Annotated in this window: 15 protein-coding genes; 5 read left to right on the forward strand and 10 right to left on the reverse strand. The window is 50.4% G+C overall.

The window, feature by feature from the left end; translation table 11 throughout:
* Positions 1 to 38 precede the first annotated feature (38 nt).
* The 5 genes from KNO92_RS01465 to ypfJ all read right to left on the reverse strand — a co-directional run bounded on the left by KNO92_RS01465 (position 39) and on the right by ypfJ (position 4,681).
* Entirely contained in the window at positions 39 to 1,412 is a 1,374-nt protein-coding gene (locus KNO92_RS01465; protein ID WP_214759806.1) for a PTS transporter subunit EIIC, read from the reverse strand.
* Between the two features lie 13 nt (positions 1,413 to 1,425).
* The gene (gene murQ, locus KNO92_RS01470) at positions 1,426 to 2,319 is read right to left on the reverse strand and encodes an N-acetylmuramic acid 6-phosphate etherase (protein WP_214759809.1); all 894 of its coding nucleotides are present in this window, start codon (positions 2,317 to 2,319) and stop codon (positions 1,426 to 1,428) included.
* A gap of 100 nt (positions 2,320 to 2,419) precedes the next feature.
* Positions 2,420 to 2,887, reverse strand: coding sequence for a GNAT family N-acetyltransferase (locus KNO92_RS01475; protein ID WP_214759812.1), 468 nt, complete (start codon positions 2,885 to 2,887; stop codon positions 2,420 to 2,422).
* Positions 2,884 to 3,732, reverse strand: a complete 849-nt coding sequence (locus KNO92_RS01480) for a MurR/RpiR family transcriptional regulator (protein ID WP_214759813.1) — start codon at positions 3,730 to 3,732, stop codon at positions 2,884 to 2,886. Before KNO92_RS01480 ends, KNO92_RS01475 begins: the two co-directional genes overlap by 4 nt.
* Positions 3,733 to 3,826: 94 nt before the next feature.
* A complete protein-coding gene (gene ypfJ, locus KNO92_RS01485; protein WP_214694680.1) occupies positions 3,827 to 4,681 on the reverse strand; it encodes a KPN_02809 family neutral zinc metallopeptidase in 855 nt (284 codons plus the stop codon).
* Positions 4,682 to 4,830: 149 nt separating this feature from the next.
* Between ypfJ and KNO92_RS01490 the strand changes: the two genes are divergently transcribed.
* On the forward strand, positions 4,831 to 5,019 hold the full coding sequence (locus tag KNO92_RS01490) for a 2-hydroxymuconate tautomerase (RefSeq protein ID WP_012727443.1): 189 nt from the start codon (positions 4,831 to 4,833) through the stop codon (positions 5,017 to 5,019).
* 52 nt (positions 5,020 to 5,071) lie between these two features.
* Here KNO92_RS01490 and KNO92_RS01495 read toward each other — a convergent pair whose 3' ends face one another.
* The 3 genes from KNO92_RS01495 to KNO92_RS01505 are packed head-to-tail and all read right to left on the reverse strand — an operon-like array spanning position 5,072 to position 8,650.
* Entirely contained in the window at positions 5,072 to 5,725 is a 654-nt protein-coding gene (locus KNO92_RS01495; RefSeq protein WP_214694682.1) for a hypothetical protein, read from the reverse strand.
* A gap of 21 nt (positions 5,726 to 5,746) precedes the next feature.
* On the reverse strand, positions 5,747 to 7,333 hold the full coding sequence (locus tag KNO92_RS01500; RefSeq protein ID WP_214759814.1) for a Na/Pi cotransporter family protein: 1,587 nt from the start codon (positions 7,331 to 7,333) through the stop codon (positions 5,747 to 5,749).
* A 21-nt stretch (positions 7,334 to 7,354) separates the two neighbouring features.
* A complete protein-coding gene (locus KNO92_RS01505) occupies positions 7,355 to 8,650 on the reverse strand; it encodes an HD domain-containing protein (RefSeq protein WP_214759815.1) in 1,296 nt (431 codons plus the stop codon).
* Positions 8,651 to 8,756: 106 nt separating this feature from the next.
* Here KNO92_RS01505 and KNO92_RS01510 point away from each other — a divergent pair, with 106 nt between their 5' ends.
* Positions 8,757 to 9,599 carry a lipoate--protein ligase family protein gene (locus KNO92_RS01510; protein ID WP_214759816.1) on the forward strand — a complete coding sequence of 281 codons (843 nt, stop codon included), beginning with the start codon at positions 8,757 to 8,759 and terminating at the stop codon, positions 9,597 to 9,599.
* Between the two features lie 8 nt (positions 9,600 to 9,607).
* A complete protein-coding gene (locus KNO92_RS01515) occupies positions 9,608 to 10,453 on the forward strand; it encodes a DegV family protein (protein WP_214759819.1) in 846 nt (281 codons plus the stop codon).
* Positions 10,454 to 10,492: 39 nt separating this feature from the next.
* Here the strand turns inward: KNO92_RS01515 and KNO92_RS01520 are convergent, their stop codons facing one another.
* Complete coding sequence (locus KNO92_RS01520; RefSeq protein WP_214759820.1) at positions 10,493 to 12,442, reverse strand: glycoside hydrolase family 3 protein; 1,950 nt, start codon at positions 12,440 to 12,442, stop codon at positions 10,493 to 10,495.
* A gap of 322 nt (positions 12,443 to 12,764) precedes the next feature.
* Between KNO92_RS01520 and lipA the strand changes: the two genes are divergently transcribed.
* Complete coding sequence (gene lipA / locus KNO92_RS01525) at positions 12,765 to 13,667, forward strand: lipoyl synthase (protein ID WP_353047384.1); 903 nt, start codon at positions 12,765 to 12,767, stop codon at positions 13,665 to 13,667.
* 17 nt (positions 13,668 to 13,684) lie between these two features.
* Positions 13,685 to 14,515: a lipoate--protein ligase family protein gene (locus KNO92_RS01530; protein ID WP_214759824.1), complete on the forward strand. Its 831-nt coding sequence runs from the start codon at positions 13,685 to 13,687 to the stop codon at positions 14,513 to 14,515.
* Between the two features lie 34 nt (positions 14,516 to 14,549).
* On the opposite strand, the gene desA is transcribed toward KNO92_RS01530, so the two are convergent.
* Complete coding sequence (desA, locus tag KNO92_RS01535; RefSeq protein WP_074035721.1) at positions 14,550 to 15,563, reverse strand: Delta(5) desaturase DesA; 1,014 nt, start codon at positions 15,561 to 15,563, stop codon at positions 14,550 to 14,552.
* Positions 15,564 to 15,602 lie beyond the last annotated feature (39 nt).

A 15,602-nucleotide genomic window follows, 5' to 3' on the forward strand; every position in this document is an offset into this window, starting at 1 on the left:
TATAGAAAAAGATGACTCGACCGAGCCATCTTTGTTTGTCAAATCCCATCCGCCATCTCTTCTTTGAAGCCGAAGAAATAAGTGAACAGGAAGCCTGCCGTATACGAAATCAATAGTCCGGCGACATACGTCAAGTACATCCCGTCATCAATCAGCGGCGTAAGGGATAGACCCGATACACCAATGCCAAGTGCAGCCGTCTTCATCGTTGCTTGGAAGGCACCACCGACCGCGGCGCCGAGACAAGCTGTTAAGAACGGACGTCCGAGCGGAAGCGTGACCCCGTAAAGGAGCGGTTCGCCGATTCCGAGGAAACCGACCGGGATGGCCCCTTTAATAATATTACGGAGTCGCGGGTTGCTTGTCTTCACAAAGATTGCAAGGGCTGCACCGACTTGACCGGCACCTGCCATCGCCAAGATTGGAAGAAGCGCCGTCGTCCCGACCGTATTCAGCAATTCTAAATGAATCGGCGTCAAACCATGGTGTAACCCGACCATGACGAGTGGTAAGAAGAAACCGGCCAAAAGTGCCCCGGCGACGGGTCCCCCGACTTCAAGCGTCGCATTGATGCCTCGCATGATCCCATCTGACAATACGCCCGCGACCGGCATGATCGCATAGAGTGCTGTAAATCCGACGATGAGGACCGTAAAGAGTGGTGTGAAGATAATATCGATCGATACCGGCATGAAGCGACGAATGTGCTTCTCGATATACGTCATGAGCCAACCGGCAAAAATGACACCGAACAAGCCACCGCGTCCGACGACGAGCGGTTCCCCATAAATCACGATGTCCGCGAGGAGCGGGTTGAACAGAATCCCCCCGGCAATCGCTCCGAGCACCGGTGTCCCCCCGAACTCTTTCGCCGTGTTCCACCCAACGAGGATGGCTAAGTATGCGAAGACTGTGCTACCGAGGACGAGTAAAATCTGCATCCACGTCTCCGTCCGGTCGACGCCGGCGTTGACAGCAAAGTTCGCCGCACCGTTGATGATTCCTGAAGCGACGAGACCCGGAATGAGCGGGATGAAGATATTCCCGAGTCGACGAAGGAATCGTTTGAACGGTGACTTTTGCTTCTCTTTTACTTTTTGACGCTCGACCGCTGCGCGTTCCTCTGGCGTCAAGTTCGTGTCCACGGACTCTTCTCCGATCGCGAGACCCGTTTCATGACTCATATAATCCGCGACCCGATTCACCGTTCCCGGACCGACGACGATTTGTAGCGTCTCATCATCGATGACCCCCATGACGCCATCAATCTTCTTCAAGGCGTCAAGATCGGCTTTGGTCGGATCCTTCAACGACAAACGGACACGCGTCATACAGTGAGCGAGTTGACGAATGTTCTCTTTCCCCCCGACATGTGCGAGGATGTCCCGTGCTAAAACCTCTTCTTTCTTCATCTCGATTTCCCCCTTATAGCGCCTCGCGGACAAACCCGTTCGCACGCTCTAATCGTGTGATGGCTTCTTCGTAAGAGACGTCCGCCAGAATCATGACGATTGCTGTTTTGACATGTCCTTTAGATGACGCAAAATAACGCGCGGCCGTTTCCATGTCGACCCCTGTCGCTTCTGCAATCATCCGCTTGGCACGTACTTCTAATTTTTCGTTCGTCGGTTTCACGTCGACCATCAAGTTTTGATACACTTTGCCTACTCCAATCATCGACGTCGTCGAAATCATGTTGAGGACCAATTTTTGTGCCGTTCCTGCCTTCAATCGTGTCGAACCGGTCAACACTTCCGGTCCTGTCTCCACTTCAATGGCATAGTCTGCATGGCGACTGATGACCGCGTCTTGATTACAGGAGATGGCCGCAGTGGTTGCCCCAACTTCCCGCGCATAATCGAGACCTCCGATCACATATGGCGTCCGTCCGCTCGCCGCAATCCCAATGACCGTGTCGTCCGCCGCCAGTTGAAGCGCTTTCAAATCATCGACTGCCAATTCCTTGCTGTCTTCCGCTCCCTCGACCGCTTGAATGAGCGCACGCTCGCCACCGGCAATCAACCCGATGACCTGATCCGGGGACACCCCGAACGTCGGTACGCACTCTGCGGCGTCTAAAATGCCTAAACGTCCACTCGTACCCGCCCCGATATAAATCAAGCGCCCGCCTTTACGAAAGGATGCGATAACCCGTTCCACGACTTGCGCGATGATTGAAATTTGATGTTGAATCACTTGCGGAACTTGTTGATCCTCACTGTTCATGATCATCAATCGCTCCTCAATCGACATCTCATCTAGTTGCATCGTTCGTTCATTCCGTCTTTCTGTAGCCAATTTTTCTAGCATCGCCACCATCCTTTCTTCTCTATGATTTCATCGTACTATACTGAAATTTAAAGTCAATTTATTATTAATTATTTTTGAAATTTAATTTCATAATTTACGAAAGAAAAACTCACTCCGGTCGAATGAGTTGTTTCTTCAGGACATGAACGCGCACACCCTTATTCGTAGTAGAATCCTTTTCGTATACATAGCCGTTCCGCTCCCAAAACCGACGAGCGCGCAGATTGTTCGGAAGGACACCTAATCGAAACACCGTCTGATAGGGGCGCATATACTCTTCTTCCACTTGTTCATATAACGTTTGCGCCAAGCCCGTCCCGTGAAGGGTTTCCTCGACGACAAACAATCCGAGCCAAAGCGAACCGTCCACGGGATGTCGTTTTAATAGGTCCGCGATGGCGACGATCCGTTCATCTTCACGAATAATCAGACTGACGGTGCCGTCCTCTTCAAAATCCGCCACATTCTCGTCGCAAAACTCCTCAACGGACTGTCCATTCAAGCGAGCGAAGGTATGTTGCCTCACCAAGAAGTTTTCCAACTCCTTGCGATTTTCTTTCGAATACGGTCGAATCATCGGCGTAACTTCACCATCTCATCTCGCGCTTCCGCATAGCGATCAATCAAGCCTTCTCCTTTTCGATGCAAGAGACCCATATATAACGTATCGACAATCGTCAGTTGCGTCATCCGTGAGGCGATGCTCGCAATTCGGAAATCGCTCTCGACGTTCGGCGTGCAAAGGCGTACGTCCGCTTCCCGATAAAGTGGCGACTTGTCCAAGTTCGTAATGGCGATGACGGGCACACGTTTCTTCTTGGCGAAACGAACGAGTTCGAGCACATCTTTCGTCCGTCCCGACGTGCTGATGGCGACGAATACGTCTGATTTTCCTAAATGCGGAATCAACGACAACATATAATGAAAGTCCGACGATGTCGTAGCCGCATACCCGAGCTTCGTGAATTTATAGTGTGCATCGATGGCCGCGGTCGATGATCCACCAACCCCATAAAAGACGACACGATTCGCGCGGGCAAATATGTCCACCGCATGTTCGAGCTCCCGTTTGTCCATCGCTTCGGCACACGCCTCGATGGCCGCTTTATTCACATGGATGACTTTTTGAAACGAATCGTACGGCGTATCCTTTTGCTGGAGAACGTTGAAGTCCGTCAATGTCGTTTCGGTGACGGCCAGGTCTTTCACGAGCGCAAGCTTAAATGCTTTAAAGCTATCAATCCCGACCACACGGGCAAAACGGACGATACTCGCTTCGGACACATCCGTCTTTTGGGCAAGTTCTTTCGTCGTCATATTTGGAATGAGCGTTGAATGGGACAAGATATAGTCCGCGATTTTCTTTTCAACCGCCGTCATATCGTCTTTTGCTAAATCAATTTTCGTAAGTAAGGATTCCATCGGGTCATCCCCTTCCTGCAACTGTTGTTCTTTTATGATAGCGGATTCTTTCCTCATATTCCAACCGGCTAAAAAGGTCGAGCGTGCGCCCGACCTATAAGTTGTTCGTATTGAACGTATCCCCACCTTGAATCGACCCGTTCTCAAAGCCTCTCTCGAACCAGCGCATCCGCTGTTCCGACGTTCCATGCGTAAACGAGTCCGGCGTCACGTATCCACGCGCCTGACGTTGTAACGTGTCGTCACCGATCTGGTGAGCTGCATTCATCGCTTCTTCGACGTCCCCTGCTTCGAGGTAACCGAGTCCTTGCGCGTGATGTGCCCATACGCCTGCGTAGTAGTCCGCCTGTAACTCGAAACGGACGAGATAGCGATTGAATTCAGTCTCGCTCATCTCATTCCGAAGCGGCATAATCTCTTCTGTCGTTCCGAGAAGCGTCTGGACATGGTGCCCGACCTCATGGGCGACGACGTATGCCATCGCAAAATCACCCGGCGCATTGAAACGCTGACTCAGCTCATCATAGAAACTTAAATCAATGTACAGCTTTTGATCACCCGGACAGTAGAAGGGGCCGACCGCCGACCCGGCGATGCCACAAGCGGATTCAACTTGTCCCGAGAACAGGACGAGCGTCGGTTCTTGGTACGTCATGCCGTTCTCTGCAAAAATATCCGTCCATACTTCCTCCGTGTCTTTCAAGACGACCGCCACAAAGTCCGCCATCTCCTCTTCTCGCTCCGTACCGGTGTATGTTCCTTCAGTTTGCGGCTCGCCTAGTCCGATATTGTTGACAAGGTCGGTCGGGCTTCCCCCATTCAATAACGTAAAGACGATGACGAGAATCAATCCGAGACCACCCCCGACCCCGGCAATCCCTTTTCCTCCGATGCTGCGCCCTCGTCGGTCCTCGACGTTACGACTCTGTTGTCTACCTTTCCACTTCATCTTCATTCCTCCTACATTCGCTCTGTCTTGTTCCTTACCCGAAATGTCGAAAAAGTGAGCGCAAGCTTTGAGGTGGACGAGAATTTTTCTTTTCTCGGTGAAGCGGATTCACTACAATGAAAGAGACTTCAGCAAAGGAGGAATGACCCATGCCTTACGTAACAGTAAAAATGCTCCCGGGCCGTACCGTGGAACAAAAACGCGCATTAATTGAAAAAGTGACGGACGCCGTCTCCGAGACGACGAACGCTCCAAAAGAGAACATCACCGTCTTCATCGAAGAGATGGATGCGACGCACTACGGTCAAGCCGGCGTCATGCACGCGGACAAGAAATAAGTAACGAACGGACTCCTTGAATCGGGGTCCGTTTTTTCGTCTAAGCACCACGTCAAATATGTATTCGTTGAACTTCTTGAATTTTCGCTTGTAGCCCACAAAGAACCTCTTCAATGAAATCATCGACCTCTTCAGGTGACATATATACATATTCATGCTGTGGGTCAAACGGATGTGTTTTATAGAAGGTCGTGATGTTTTGAATTTGTTGTCCCGTTTGTCCTTGTGGGAAGAACGGTAAGACGTCTTCGAACGAGTCAATGTGACAAAAATCCGTCCAAAAGATATGATTCGGATGTTTTGCCAAATACTCAAAGTCAATCCCATACCAGTCCGTTTTGACTAAACGAGTATAGTCTGGTGTCCCGACGATTGCCTGTACAATCGGTTCTTCTTTTTTCGCGCGGGTCAACCGCACCCAATATTCGTCTGTGACCAGATGAAAATAGTAACCGACTAAATAAGACCATTCTGTATTCGATTTTGTGATCCCTCCATCTAAATACGTCTGTTTGAACAAATCAGAAGAGATCCCGTTCTCTGTTTTGAAATGCGTGATGGTTTTCGGTGGTTCAGGACGTTCATCAGCTCCGACCAACCCACAGTCTGGACCGATATTTCCTACTAAAAAAGGTATACGCTCAAATGCGGAATCCGTCTCGAGAATCCGCTCCGCGATACGAAAGTGAGTCACCCATGTCGCCATTTCCACTCCTCCATTTCTAGTTTAGTCTTCTCGGTTCACTTCGAACCGTTCACTCGGCACAGTCGGCTTAATCAAGTGCCGTGTTGCCCGCCAAATGTGGTAACCGATACGGTCAAGCCACAGCAATACTTGTACTTTTTGAATCGTCTGGTCCATCTCCAACTGATTCGCCGCTGTTTCTTCAAGCAGCTCAGATCGATGCGCCTTCCGATATTCCGCCAACTGTTTTGACGCCTGTTTCCACATCTTCGAGTCTTCCGGTGGCGTATGATGATTCAATTGATGAACGAGATCGAGTTCGTGCAAGACGAGTTCCCGCGCCGCTAAAAAGTCCGTGTCCCGCAGTGACTGGACCGGTTCGATTTCTCGCAATACGTACAACCACCGTTCGAGATGGTCGATTGTATGCAGGAGGGACAAGTGTTGCCCGTAGTCATTTTGCTTTCCGACATCGTCTAGACGAATCGTACTCAAAAAGACGCGGACATCGCTCAGCGTCTTGTCGACGAGCGTCAACTCATCTTCCCGGAGACGTCCCTCCCGGACGAGCAACTCAGTCTCGTTCCCTAAATAGCGTTCAATCTCGAGTAAAGATCGCCGCGCCGCCTCAAGGGCGACCGTCGGGAGTTGGGACATGTTCTTGTCGAGCAGACGTGTCAGTTTTTCTGCTCGGCTCGGGATCCATTTTAGTAAGCGCCTTGCGAACGACTGATAAAATGGTAGGAACAAGAGGACGCCTAACACATGGAACGTCGTATGGAATAAGGCGAGGCGTAACAAGTCGTTCCAGTTGAACCAATCGGCTACCCGATTGACGACAAAGAAGAGAACGGGGAACGTCAGCCATCCGATGAGGACGATGGACACGTGGTAGATCGCATGCCCCAATACGATGCGTCGGGCCGACTTCCAGCCTCCAATTGAACCGAGTGCCACGACAAGACTCGTCCCAGCACTTTGACCGAGTACCAAAAAAGCGGCTTGCGGAAGTGAAATCGCGGCGGTCGCAAGAGCCGTCATCGTTAAGACGAGCCCAATCGTCGACGACTGAAGGACAACCGTCATCGCAAACCCGATGCCAATAAGGAACGCCTGTTGAGGAAAACTCATCGCCCCGCTTAGTCCGAACGAGAACGTGACTACATCTTGCATCGCCTCCTGTAGCGTCCCAATCCCGACAAAAATCAGACCGACACTGACGAACAATAGTCCGATTCGTCGTAGACGTGGTCCTGAGAGACGAAGTGCCATCCCGAGCCCAATGAGCGGCAAGAACACTTGACGTACGTCAACGTTATAACCAAGGACGGCGATGATCCATCCGGTCGTCGCGCTACCCACGTTCGCCCCGATAACGAGCGGCAATGCTTGCGTGAACGTGATCAATCCTGCGCTCACAAAACCAATCGTCATCAATGTCGTGACGGTAGAGGATTGAAATAAAGCCGTCAACATCGCGCCAAGTGTTGCCCCCGACAACGAGCCATCGGTGAATTGGTTCAACCGATGACGTAGTCGTGTACCGGCCCATTTTTTGAGCGTGTCTGTGAGTAACGTCATCCCGAGTAAAAAAATCCCGATGCCACCAATCAGTGTCGCAATCTCCATCGTGTCACGCCCCTTTTCGGGTTATTCGGATTTCAATGTCGACAAGAGCCACGATTTTTCATTCGCATGATCCCTTAAGTTCAGTAACACATCTTCTGGATAATAAATTTTTTCATCCGATTGTCTCGAGTTCAAAATCGACTGGACGAGCATCGACACTTCCGAAATTTCTTTCCGTTCCCCATCGTTCATCTGAAGATAAATGCCTTCATACTTGCCCTGCCCTTTGTACAAATCATACGGCAACTGACTCAACTGATCTTCGAGCAAGTAGTATTTCGGCGGAAGTCCGATGCCTTCCATCGTCTGACGCAACCGTTCCATATAGCGGACGCGGTTCGCTTCCGGGAAGTTTTTATATTTCAATAAACGACGATTCACGAAACGGCTCGATAAATCGGCTAGAATCGCGTCGTCTTCCTCCATCCACTCCTGGAAATAGAAGTAGACGACCGTCTCGTCCAACTTCAAATATTGTTCAAGCGACATGTTGTTTTGCTCAAAGATGGGTAAGAAATGTTTCGGCAGCATCTTGAATTCATAGCCGCTCTCATGTAGTTCCTGCGCCCGCTCAAGAATCGCTTTCAAGAGGAGATCGCTCGAACGCGTCGCCGGGTGAAGGTACACTTGCCAATACATTTGATAGCGACGCATGATGTAATCTTCAATCGTATGCATTCCCGACTGTTTGACGACGACTTGGTCCTCATCTGGTCTAAGGACACGCAACATGCGTTCCAAATCAAATTTTCCATAACTGACACCCGCAAAGTGCGCATCACGTAATAGATAATCCATCCGATCGACGTCGAGCTGCGAACTGAGCATATTGACGATCAAGCGGTTCGGGTGCGTCTTGTTGATGATGGAGGCCACCTCTTCTGCGAACCCGACACCCATCTCCGACAACACTTGGTTGACCTCGGTATCGCCTAAAATGATTCGCTCGGTCCACACTTCATGTCGAACAGAGAAGACGTGTTCGAACGCGTGCGAGAATGGGCCGTGACCGACATCGTGCAAGAGCGCCGCCGCTAACAATAGTTCACGGTCGCGGTCATCCCATTCCGGATATTGTTGAAACTGATCAATCAACTGGCGCGCGATTTCATATACGCCGAGAGAATGATGGAAGCGCGTGTGCTCTGCGCCGTGGAACGTCAAAAAGGACGTCCCGAGCTGTTTAATGCGACGCAAACGCTGAAACTCTTTCGTGTTGATCAGTTCCCAAATAAGATGATCGTAGACATAAATATAACGGTGTACCGGGTCTTTAAACACTTTTGACCCAGATAATTGTCCTCGTGACGAGTACATGACATGCCCTCCTACATTTCGTTATGTTCTAGATTCGACTTCAAACGAATCGTTCCCTCCATGCTATAATGAGAAGGAAAATTATTTGTGAAAAGGAATTAAGTATATGATCCATCCATTATTAAAACAACCGAGCTATCGTGTGATTGACCAATCGAGCCTTGGCACGATGTTTCAAGCGGAACAATCGTTCGCGACGGATGACACGTTATGTGCTTCGACCCAACAATCAGGCGCTGTCTTGCGCGCATGGGTGCACACGAATACGATTGTACTCGGAATTCAAGATGCAAGGTTACCTCATTTAAAAGATGGAGTCCGGTATTTGCACGAGCGCGGCTTCCGACCGGTCGTCCGGAACTCGGGCGGACTCGCTGTCGTCCTCGACGAGGATGTCCTGAACTTATCTTTAATCTTACCCGAGAATGACGGCATTCAAATCGACAGCGGCTATGAGGCCATGACTTCCCTCATCCAACACATGTTCCAAGACGTCACGAACGACATCGTCCCAGGTGAAATCGTCGGCTCGTACTGTCCGGGAAGTTTCGACTTGTCGATTGACGGCAAAAAGTTCGCCGGTATTTCGCAACGACGCGTCCGTGGCGGTGTCGCCGTTCAAATTTACTTGAGCGTAAGACAGAGCGGGAGCGAACGGGCCGAAATCATTCGAGACTTTTATGATTTGGCCATCCAAGGGGAGGCAACCAAGTTCACATACCCGACCATTGTACCGGAAACGATGGCGTCGTTAGAAGACTTGCTCGGCATTCCTCTCACGGTTCAAGATGTTCTTACACGGGCCTACCGCGTCCTTTCCACTGTTAGCACGCTCCAAAACGCGTCACTGACGGCTGAAGAACAAACGACACTCGTGAGCCAGCTCGAACGAATGTGGAAACGGAACGAGCCATTACGCGAGATTGAACAACAATTAACAGAGGAGTGATTCATCCAATGTTTAAACTGATCACAGACACCGGGGCCGATTTGACACACGATCAAATCATCGAGTACGGTCTTGAGATTTTACCGCTCGGTGTCATCATCGACAACGAAGAGTTTTTAGACGGGGAGACGATTCAACCGAAAGACGTGTACGATGCGATGCGTCAAGGCAAGACACCGAAGACGTTCCAAATCGAGGCGTCGCGAATCGAGCATTGTTTCCGTGAACATCTTGAAGCCGAAATCCCGTTTTTATACCTTGCTTTCTCCGGAGAACTCTCCGGTACTTACCAAACGGCTGTCATGGTCGGTGAGATGCTCAAAGAGGAGTATCCAGATAGCACATTCCAGATTCTCGATACGCGAACGGCTTCGGTCGGACAGGCATTGTTCGTCAAGACGGTCGCAGAGTACGGACAAGACCATACGTATGAAGAAACAAGTGAGTATGCTGCTTCACTCGTCGGAAAGATTCGTCACTTGTTCACGGTCGAGTCACTCGAATACTTGATGCGGGGTGGACGTGTCTCGAAAGCGAGTGCCTTTATCGGTGACTTGTTAACGATTCTGCCGTTACTGACGGTCGAGGACGGGAAACTCGTCCCGATTGAAAAGGTACGTGGTCATAAAAAGGTCATGCGCCGTATGGTCGAATGGACGATGGAATCGAAGCCACTCGTCGAGAATGGGGATCTTTTCATCGGTCACGGTGACGACCTTGGAAAAGCGGAACAGTTCGAGAAGATGGTCCTTGAGCATGTTCAACCGAAACACGTCACGAAAACACTTGTCGGCTCTGCCATCGGTGCCCATACCGGTCCAGGTCTACTCGTCATCGCCTATTTCGAGGCATAAAAAAATGAGCTCCCCGCCATCGGGTGAGCTCATTTTCATTTAGCGATTCCAGTTCGTAAATCCGTCTCCAAACTGTGCATAGTTCTCGTCTTGGAACACACCGTCCACAAATTTCGGTACGTCTACCGGCAACTTCCCTTGTGGCTTCACTTCACCGAAAATGGCACGAATGCCCGCCGGCAAGTTCGGTCCGGCCGATTTCAGGTTCCCTGCTTCTGAGTCCGGTCCGTTCGGATCACCTTTGAATCCATAGATCAAGAGTTGCGCTGGAGCATCCGTCTGAACGGCGACATCGTATGGGTTACGCAAGCTGAGCAAGACCGACTTCTTCCCTGTCTCGTTGGCGTAACGGAACACCTCAGCCGGTACGTAATGATCGGCTGATGTCGGTTTCAATTTCGCGCTGTTGTTCACGTTCGAACCGACGATGATGTAATCGGCTGCCTCGACTTTTTGCTGAAGTGCCGGATTTTGCGTTAAGTGTGGCGTTGACGCCGAATAGTTGGCCGTGATGACGTTCACGCCTTTCATATTCCCAGCGTTCTTCTCAAGCGACTTAAATGTCTTCACCATACTGTCCGTCTGATCTTTTGCTGGTGACAAGACGAGCACCGTGTCCCCTTTTTTCGGTTTAAACGGGAGTGTCTTGTCCTCATTCTTCACAAGTGTGACGGCTGCTTCTGCGATTTCACGCTCTTTCGCTTTATGCTCCGCACTACCTACGACTGCGTTCGCTTCTGTAAGCTTCGCCTCGAGCGTCGTCGAGTCAATCGTCTCTCCCCAAATGCCGCGCTCTGCCTTCAATTTTAAAATACGTTCGACCGACTCATCGATAGTCGCCTCTGATAAACGCCCATCCTTAACGGCTTCGATGACTTCATCAAAGATGGCTTCGAGTTTGATTACGTCTGCTTCCGAACGCAAAATCGTTGGCATCAGGGCGATATCGACGCCCGCTTCAAACGTCTTGATGACTGCTTCTGCTTCCGTAAAGTTATCGGAGATGGCCTGCATATTGAGCGCGTCGGTCACAACAATCCCGTCATATCCGAGTTCCTCACGTAGCACTCCCGTGATGACATCGTCCGAGAGCGTCGCTGGGAGTGGGAACGTCCCACGATCCGACTCGACGACCTCATCTTCGATTTGCGGCATGCCGATATGTGCCGTCATGATCATGTCGATCCCTTCCGTGATGGCACGTTTGAACGGCAACAACTCGAGTCCACGCAATTCGTCGAGCGACTTATCGACAATTGGTAGTCCATAGTGTGAGTCGACTGCCGTATCCCCATGACCCGGGAAATGTTTCGCCGTCGCCGCGACACCTTGGTCTTGAATGCCTTGTGTCATCGCTGACCCGAGTTCGCCGACTAGTTCAGGGTCGCTCGAGAATGAACGGACCCCGATGACAGGGTTTCCTGGATTGTTGTTGACGTCGAGTACCGGTCCGAAGTTCACGTTTACCCCGAGTGCGTTCAATTCAGAACCGATGATGTTTCCAGCGTCATACGCATATTGACTGTTACGAGTCGCCCCGATTGCCATATTTCCTGGTAAGTTCGTCCCTGTCCCAAGACGCGTCACGATACCCCCTTCTTGGTCGATCGTGACAAATAGCGGAATGTCGTTACTGTCGTCTTGCTTCACGACTTCCTGTAAGTCGTGAACGAGTTTCGTCGTCTGTTCCGTCTCCTTCACGTTCTCCGCAAACAGAATCACGCCACCGAGATCAAAACGATCAATCACACGCGCCACTTCCGGTGCAAGAGATGTATGATTTGCCCCGTTCCAGAGTCGGAAATCCGGCATGATCATCTGCCCGATTTTTTGTTCGAGCGTCATCGATTCTAGCTTCGTGTTGACGCGCTGGTCAATCGACATCATCGGCGTCCCTTCTGCCACGACCGCATCCGCTGCCGGAATCGATGAAACGAGTAGTGCCGTCGTCAATCCGAGTGTTGCTGTCCAGTTCAATGCCTTGTTCATGTTCCCCACTCCCCTTAGTCCAATTTGACTGACCCCCAAACGAAAAGGCATGGAGGAAGAAGCGTTGCCTCATCAACGCTCGTTCACCCCATGCCTGATCGTATCAGTTACATTTGGTTCTTATTCAGGTGGTCAACAACAGTATAGCAACTCCATTTTTCAGAAACAATGACTCACTTGAAAGCGTAACCATTTTGAAACAATGTTTCTGTTTTGATACACAGAAAACTGTATTGGCAAAACCAATAATTTCCGTGGTTCGTTTTTGATTCTTTTTTTGGTAAACTCAATTCGATACAGGTTAACTTTCAAAAAGGGGGAAATTATTGTGGCAAGAGGGGAACTGAAACGAAAGCCGGAATGGTTAAAGATTAAATTAAACACGAACGACACGTATACCGGTCTGAAGAAGATGATGCGCGAAAAAAATCTACATACAGTATGTGAGGAAGCCAAGTGTCCGAACATTCATGAATGTTGGGCGGTACGTCGGACCGCGACGTTCATGATTTTAGGAAGTATTTGTACACGTGCCTGCCGTTTTTGTGCCGTCACGACCGGTAAACCGAACGAGCTCGATTGGGAAGAGCCAAAGCGCGTCGCCGAATCCGTACGCCTCATGAACTTGAAGCACGTCGTCATCACTGCCGTCGCCCGTGATGACTTGAATGATTACGGGGCTTCCGTCTTCGCAGAAACGGTTCGTGCCGTCCGTGCCATGAATCCAGAGACATCGATCGAAGTGCTCCCGTCTGACATGATGGGTGACTTCTCTGCCTTGCAGACGTTGATTGATGCGGGTCCTGACATCATGAACCATAACTTAGAGACGGTTCGCCGCCTCACACCGAGAGTCCGGGCCAAAGCGACATACGAACGCACACTCGAATTCTTGAAACGCTCAAAAGAATTGAATCCGGATATTCCGACGAAGTCGTCAATCATGGTCGGACTCGGAGAGACGAAAGAGGAATTAATTGAAGCGATGGATGACCTCCGCGCACACAACGTCGACATCTTGACACTCGGTCAATACTTGCAACCGACGAAGAAGCACCTCGAGGTGGAACGTTACTACCACCCGGACGAGTTCGCTGAGTTGAAAGAGATTGCACTATCGAAAGGATTCTCACATTGTGAGGCAGGTCCGCTTGTCCGCTCGTCTTACCATGCGGATGAACAAGTACACAAGGCGCGTCGCCACACGATGTTGCCAATCGACTAATAGAAAGAAGAGAGATTATGACTGGTACGACGTGGCACTTACTTAGAACTGAATCCACTTCACCGGCTGAAAACATGGCGATTGACGAAGCCATCGCCAACTGGGTCGCGAAGGGAGAACTCAAACCGACGCTTCGTTTTTATTCATGGGCACCTCATGCGGTCAGCGTTGGACGTTTCCAACGGGCGACGCGTGACTTGGACCGTGACGCCCTCACGAAGAACAACATTCCGGTCGTCCGTCGCCTGACCGGGGGACGCGCTGTGTTGCACGCCGATGAGCTGACGTATAGCGTCATCTTGCCCGAATCGACACCGGCCCTCCCAACGAATATCATCGAGAGCTATCGGTTGCTCACGGAAGGAGTCCGTCGCGGTTACCACGAGCTCGGTGTACCGGCCGAGTTTTCGGTGCCGTTGACAGAAGAGGACCGTGAGGCACTGCGCAAACCGAAATCAGCCGTCTGCTTCGATGCCGCCTCCTATTATGAGCTGGCCGTCGACGGGAAAAAGATTGCAGGCAGTGCACAAGTGCGCCACCAAGGCGCCGTCTTGCAACATGGATCCATCCCTCTTTCTGTCGACGATGAGGTATTGTTCGACTGTTTCGCGATGGAGGAGCACGAAAAACGTGAAGCCAAAAGTCGGTTCAGCGAAAAAGCCGTCGCCTTGAACGATACGTTACAGCGCTTCGTCTCCTTTGACGAAGTAGCGGCCGCATTCGAGACCGGCTTCAAAGAAGCCTTCTCGTTGACGTTCGAACCGCTCGTCTTCACAGAAGAACAGCAATCCGAAATCGACTTGCTCATTAAGAAGTATGAGAGTGATGAATGGGTCTGGAAACGCTAAAAAGATTGTCCCTTTTGACGGGGACAATCTTTTTTTATGCCGCGTTCGTTCGGCGCAACAGATGGCGCACTTCTCGGAACGTGACGAATGTTTTGTTGTTCGCATCATACAATTTGTAACGTAACGATTTCAAACTTGAAAACAGTCCGATCGTCGTCGCCCGTTGTAACGGCGGTGTCGACGTATGTGCCTTCTCCAAATGATAGTTCGGGACACGCGGGCTCAAATGGTGGACGTGATGGAAACCAATATTTCCGGTCACCCATTGAAGCACTTTCGGCAATTCATAATACGAGCTTCCTTCGATTGCAGCCTTCACGTAGTCCCACTCCTGCTCATCTTCGAAGTATGAATCTTCAAACGTGTGCTGGACATAGAACAACCAAATCCCAAGCACACCAGCGATGAACATCGTCGTACCTTGAACAATGAGGAAAGCTTGCCATCCGATGACATAAATCAACGCGCTGTATAACACGACGAGTGAGAGATTAATGATATATGTGTTTTGGCGTTCTTTCTTACGGGCGTCTTTTCGATTGAAGCGGCTCGTCACGAGAATGAGCCAGAGCGGTCCAAGACCGAACATGACGAGCGGATGACGATATAGGCGATACTTCAATCGCGTCCATTTCGAGGCTTCGATGTACTCCTCAATCGTCATGACCCAGATGTCCCCAACGCCTCGTTTATCCAAGTTTCCGCTCGACGCATGATGAATCGCATGCTCTCGCTTCCACTTCTCGTACGGGAATAACGTCAAGATTCCTGTAATGGTTCCGACAATCGCGTTCGCCTTCTTATTTTTGAAGAACGAACCGTGTGTGCAGTCATGGAAGATAATGAACATCCGCACAACAAATCCTGCCGCAATCAACGTGAACGGTAATGTCAGGAAAATCGAGACACTCAATAGTTGATACGCTAAAAACCATGATACGAGAAACGGTAAAATCGTATTGATCATCTGCCGCACACTGATCCGGATATCGGACTTTTCAAACGGCGAGACGTGCTTTCTTAATTGGGCAATCTTTTCTTTACTCATAACAACCTCCTTGAATTCAACAGCGTCACAACGCAAAAA

Origin of the sequence: Exiguobacterium sp. s129 (assembly GCF_018617585.1) — a bacterium.
Lineage (GTDB): Bacteria > Bacillota > Bacilli > Exiguobacteriales > Exiguobacteriaceae > Exiguobacterium > Exiguobacterium aestuarii_A.

Bases quoted from the DNA above. Each gene is read 5' to 3' on its own strand.
- KNO92_RS01465 (WP_214759806.1), bottom strand. From the start codon at position 1,412: ATGAAGAAAGAAGAGGTTTTAGCACGGGACATCCTCGCACATGTCGGG.
- murQ (WP_214759809.1), bottom strand. From the start codon at position 2,319: ATGGTGGCGATGCTAGAAAAATTGGCTACAGAAAGACGGAATGAACGA.
- KNO92_RS01475 (WP_214759812.1), bottom strand. From the start codon at position 2,887: ATGATTCGACCGTATTCGAAAGAAAATCGCAAGGAGTTGGAAAACTTC.
- KNO92_RS01480 (WP_214759813.1), bottom strand. From the start codon at position 3,732: ATGGAATCCTTACTTACGAAAATTGATTTAGCAAAAGACGATATGACG.
- ypfJ (WP_214694680.1), bottom strand. From the start codon at position 4,681: ATGAAGTGGAAAGGTAGACAACAGAGTCGTAACGTCGAGGACCGACGA.
- KNO92_RS01490 (WP_012727443.1), top strand. From the start codon at position 4,831: ATGCCTTACGTAACAGTAAAAATGCTCCCGGGCCGTACCGTGGAACAA.
- KNO92_RS01495 (WP_214694682.1), bottom strand. From the start codon at position 5,725: ATGGCGACATGGGTGACTCACTTTCGTATCGCGGAGCGGATTCTCGAG.
- KNO92_RS01500 (WP_214759814.1), bottom strand. From the start codon at position 7,333: ATGGAGATTGCGACACTGATTGGTGGCATCGGGATTTTTTTACTCGGG.
- KNO92_RS01505 (WP_214759815.1), bottom strand. From the start codon at position 8,650: ATGTACTCGTCACGAGGACAATTATCTGGGTCAAAAGTGTTTAAAGAC.
- KNO92_RS01510 (WP_214759816.1), top strand. From the start codon at position 8,757: ATGATCCATCCATTATTAAAACAACCGAGCTATCGTGTGATTGACCAA.
- KNO92_RS01515 (WP_214759819.1), top strand. From the start codon at position 9,608: ATGTTTAAACTGATCACAGACACCGGGGCCGATTTGACACACGATCAA.
- KNO92_RS01520 (WP_214759820.1), bottom strand. From the start codon at position 12,442: ATGAACAAGGCATTGAACTGGACAGCAACACTCGGATTGACGACGGCA.
- KNO92_RS01530 (WP_214759824.1), top strand. From the start codon at position 13,685: ATGACTGGTACGACGTGGCACTTACTTAGAACTGAATCCACTTCACCG.
- desA (WP_074035721.1), bottom strand. From the start codon at position 15,563: ATGAGTAAAGAAAAGATTGCCCAATTAAGAAAGCACGTCTCGCCGTTT.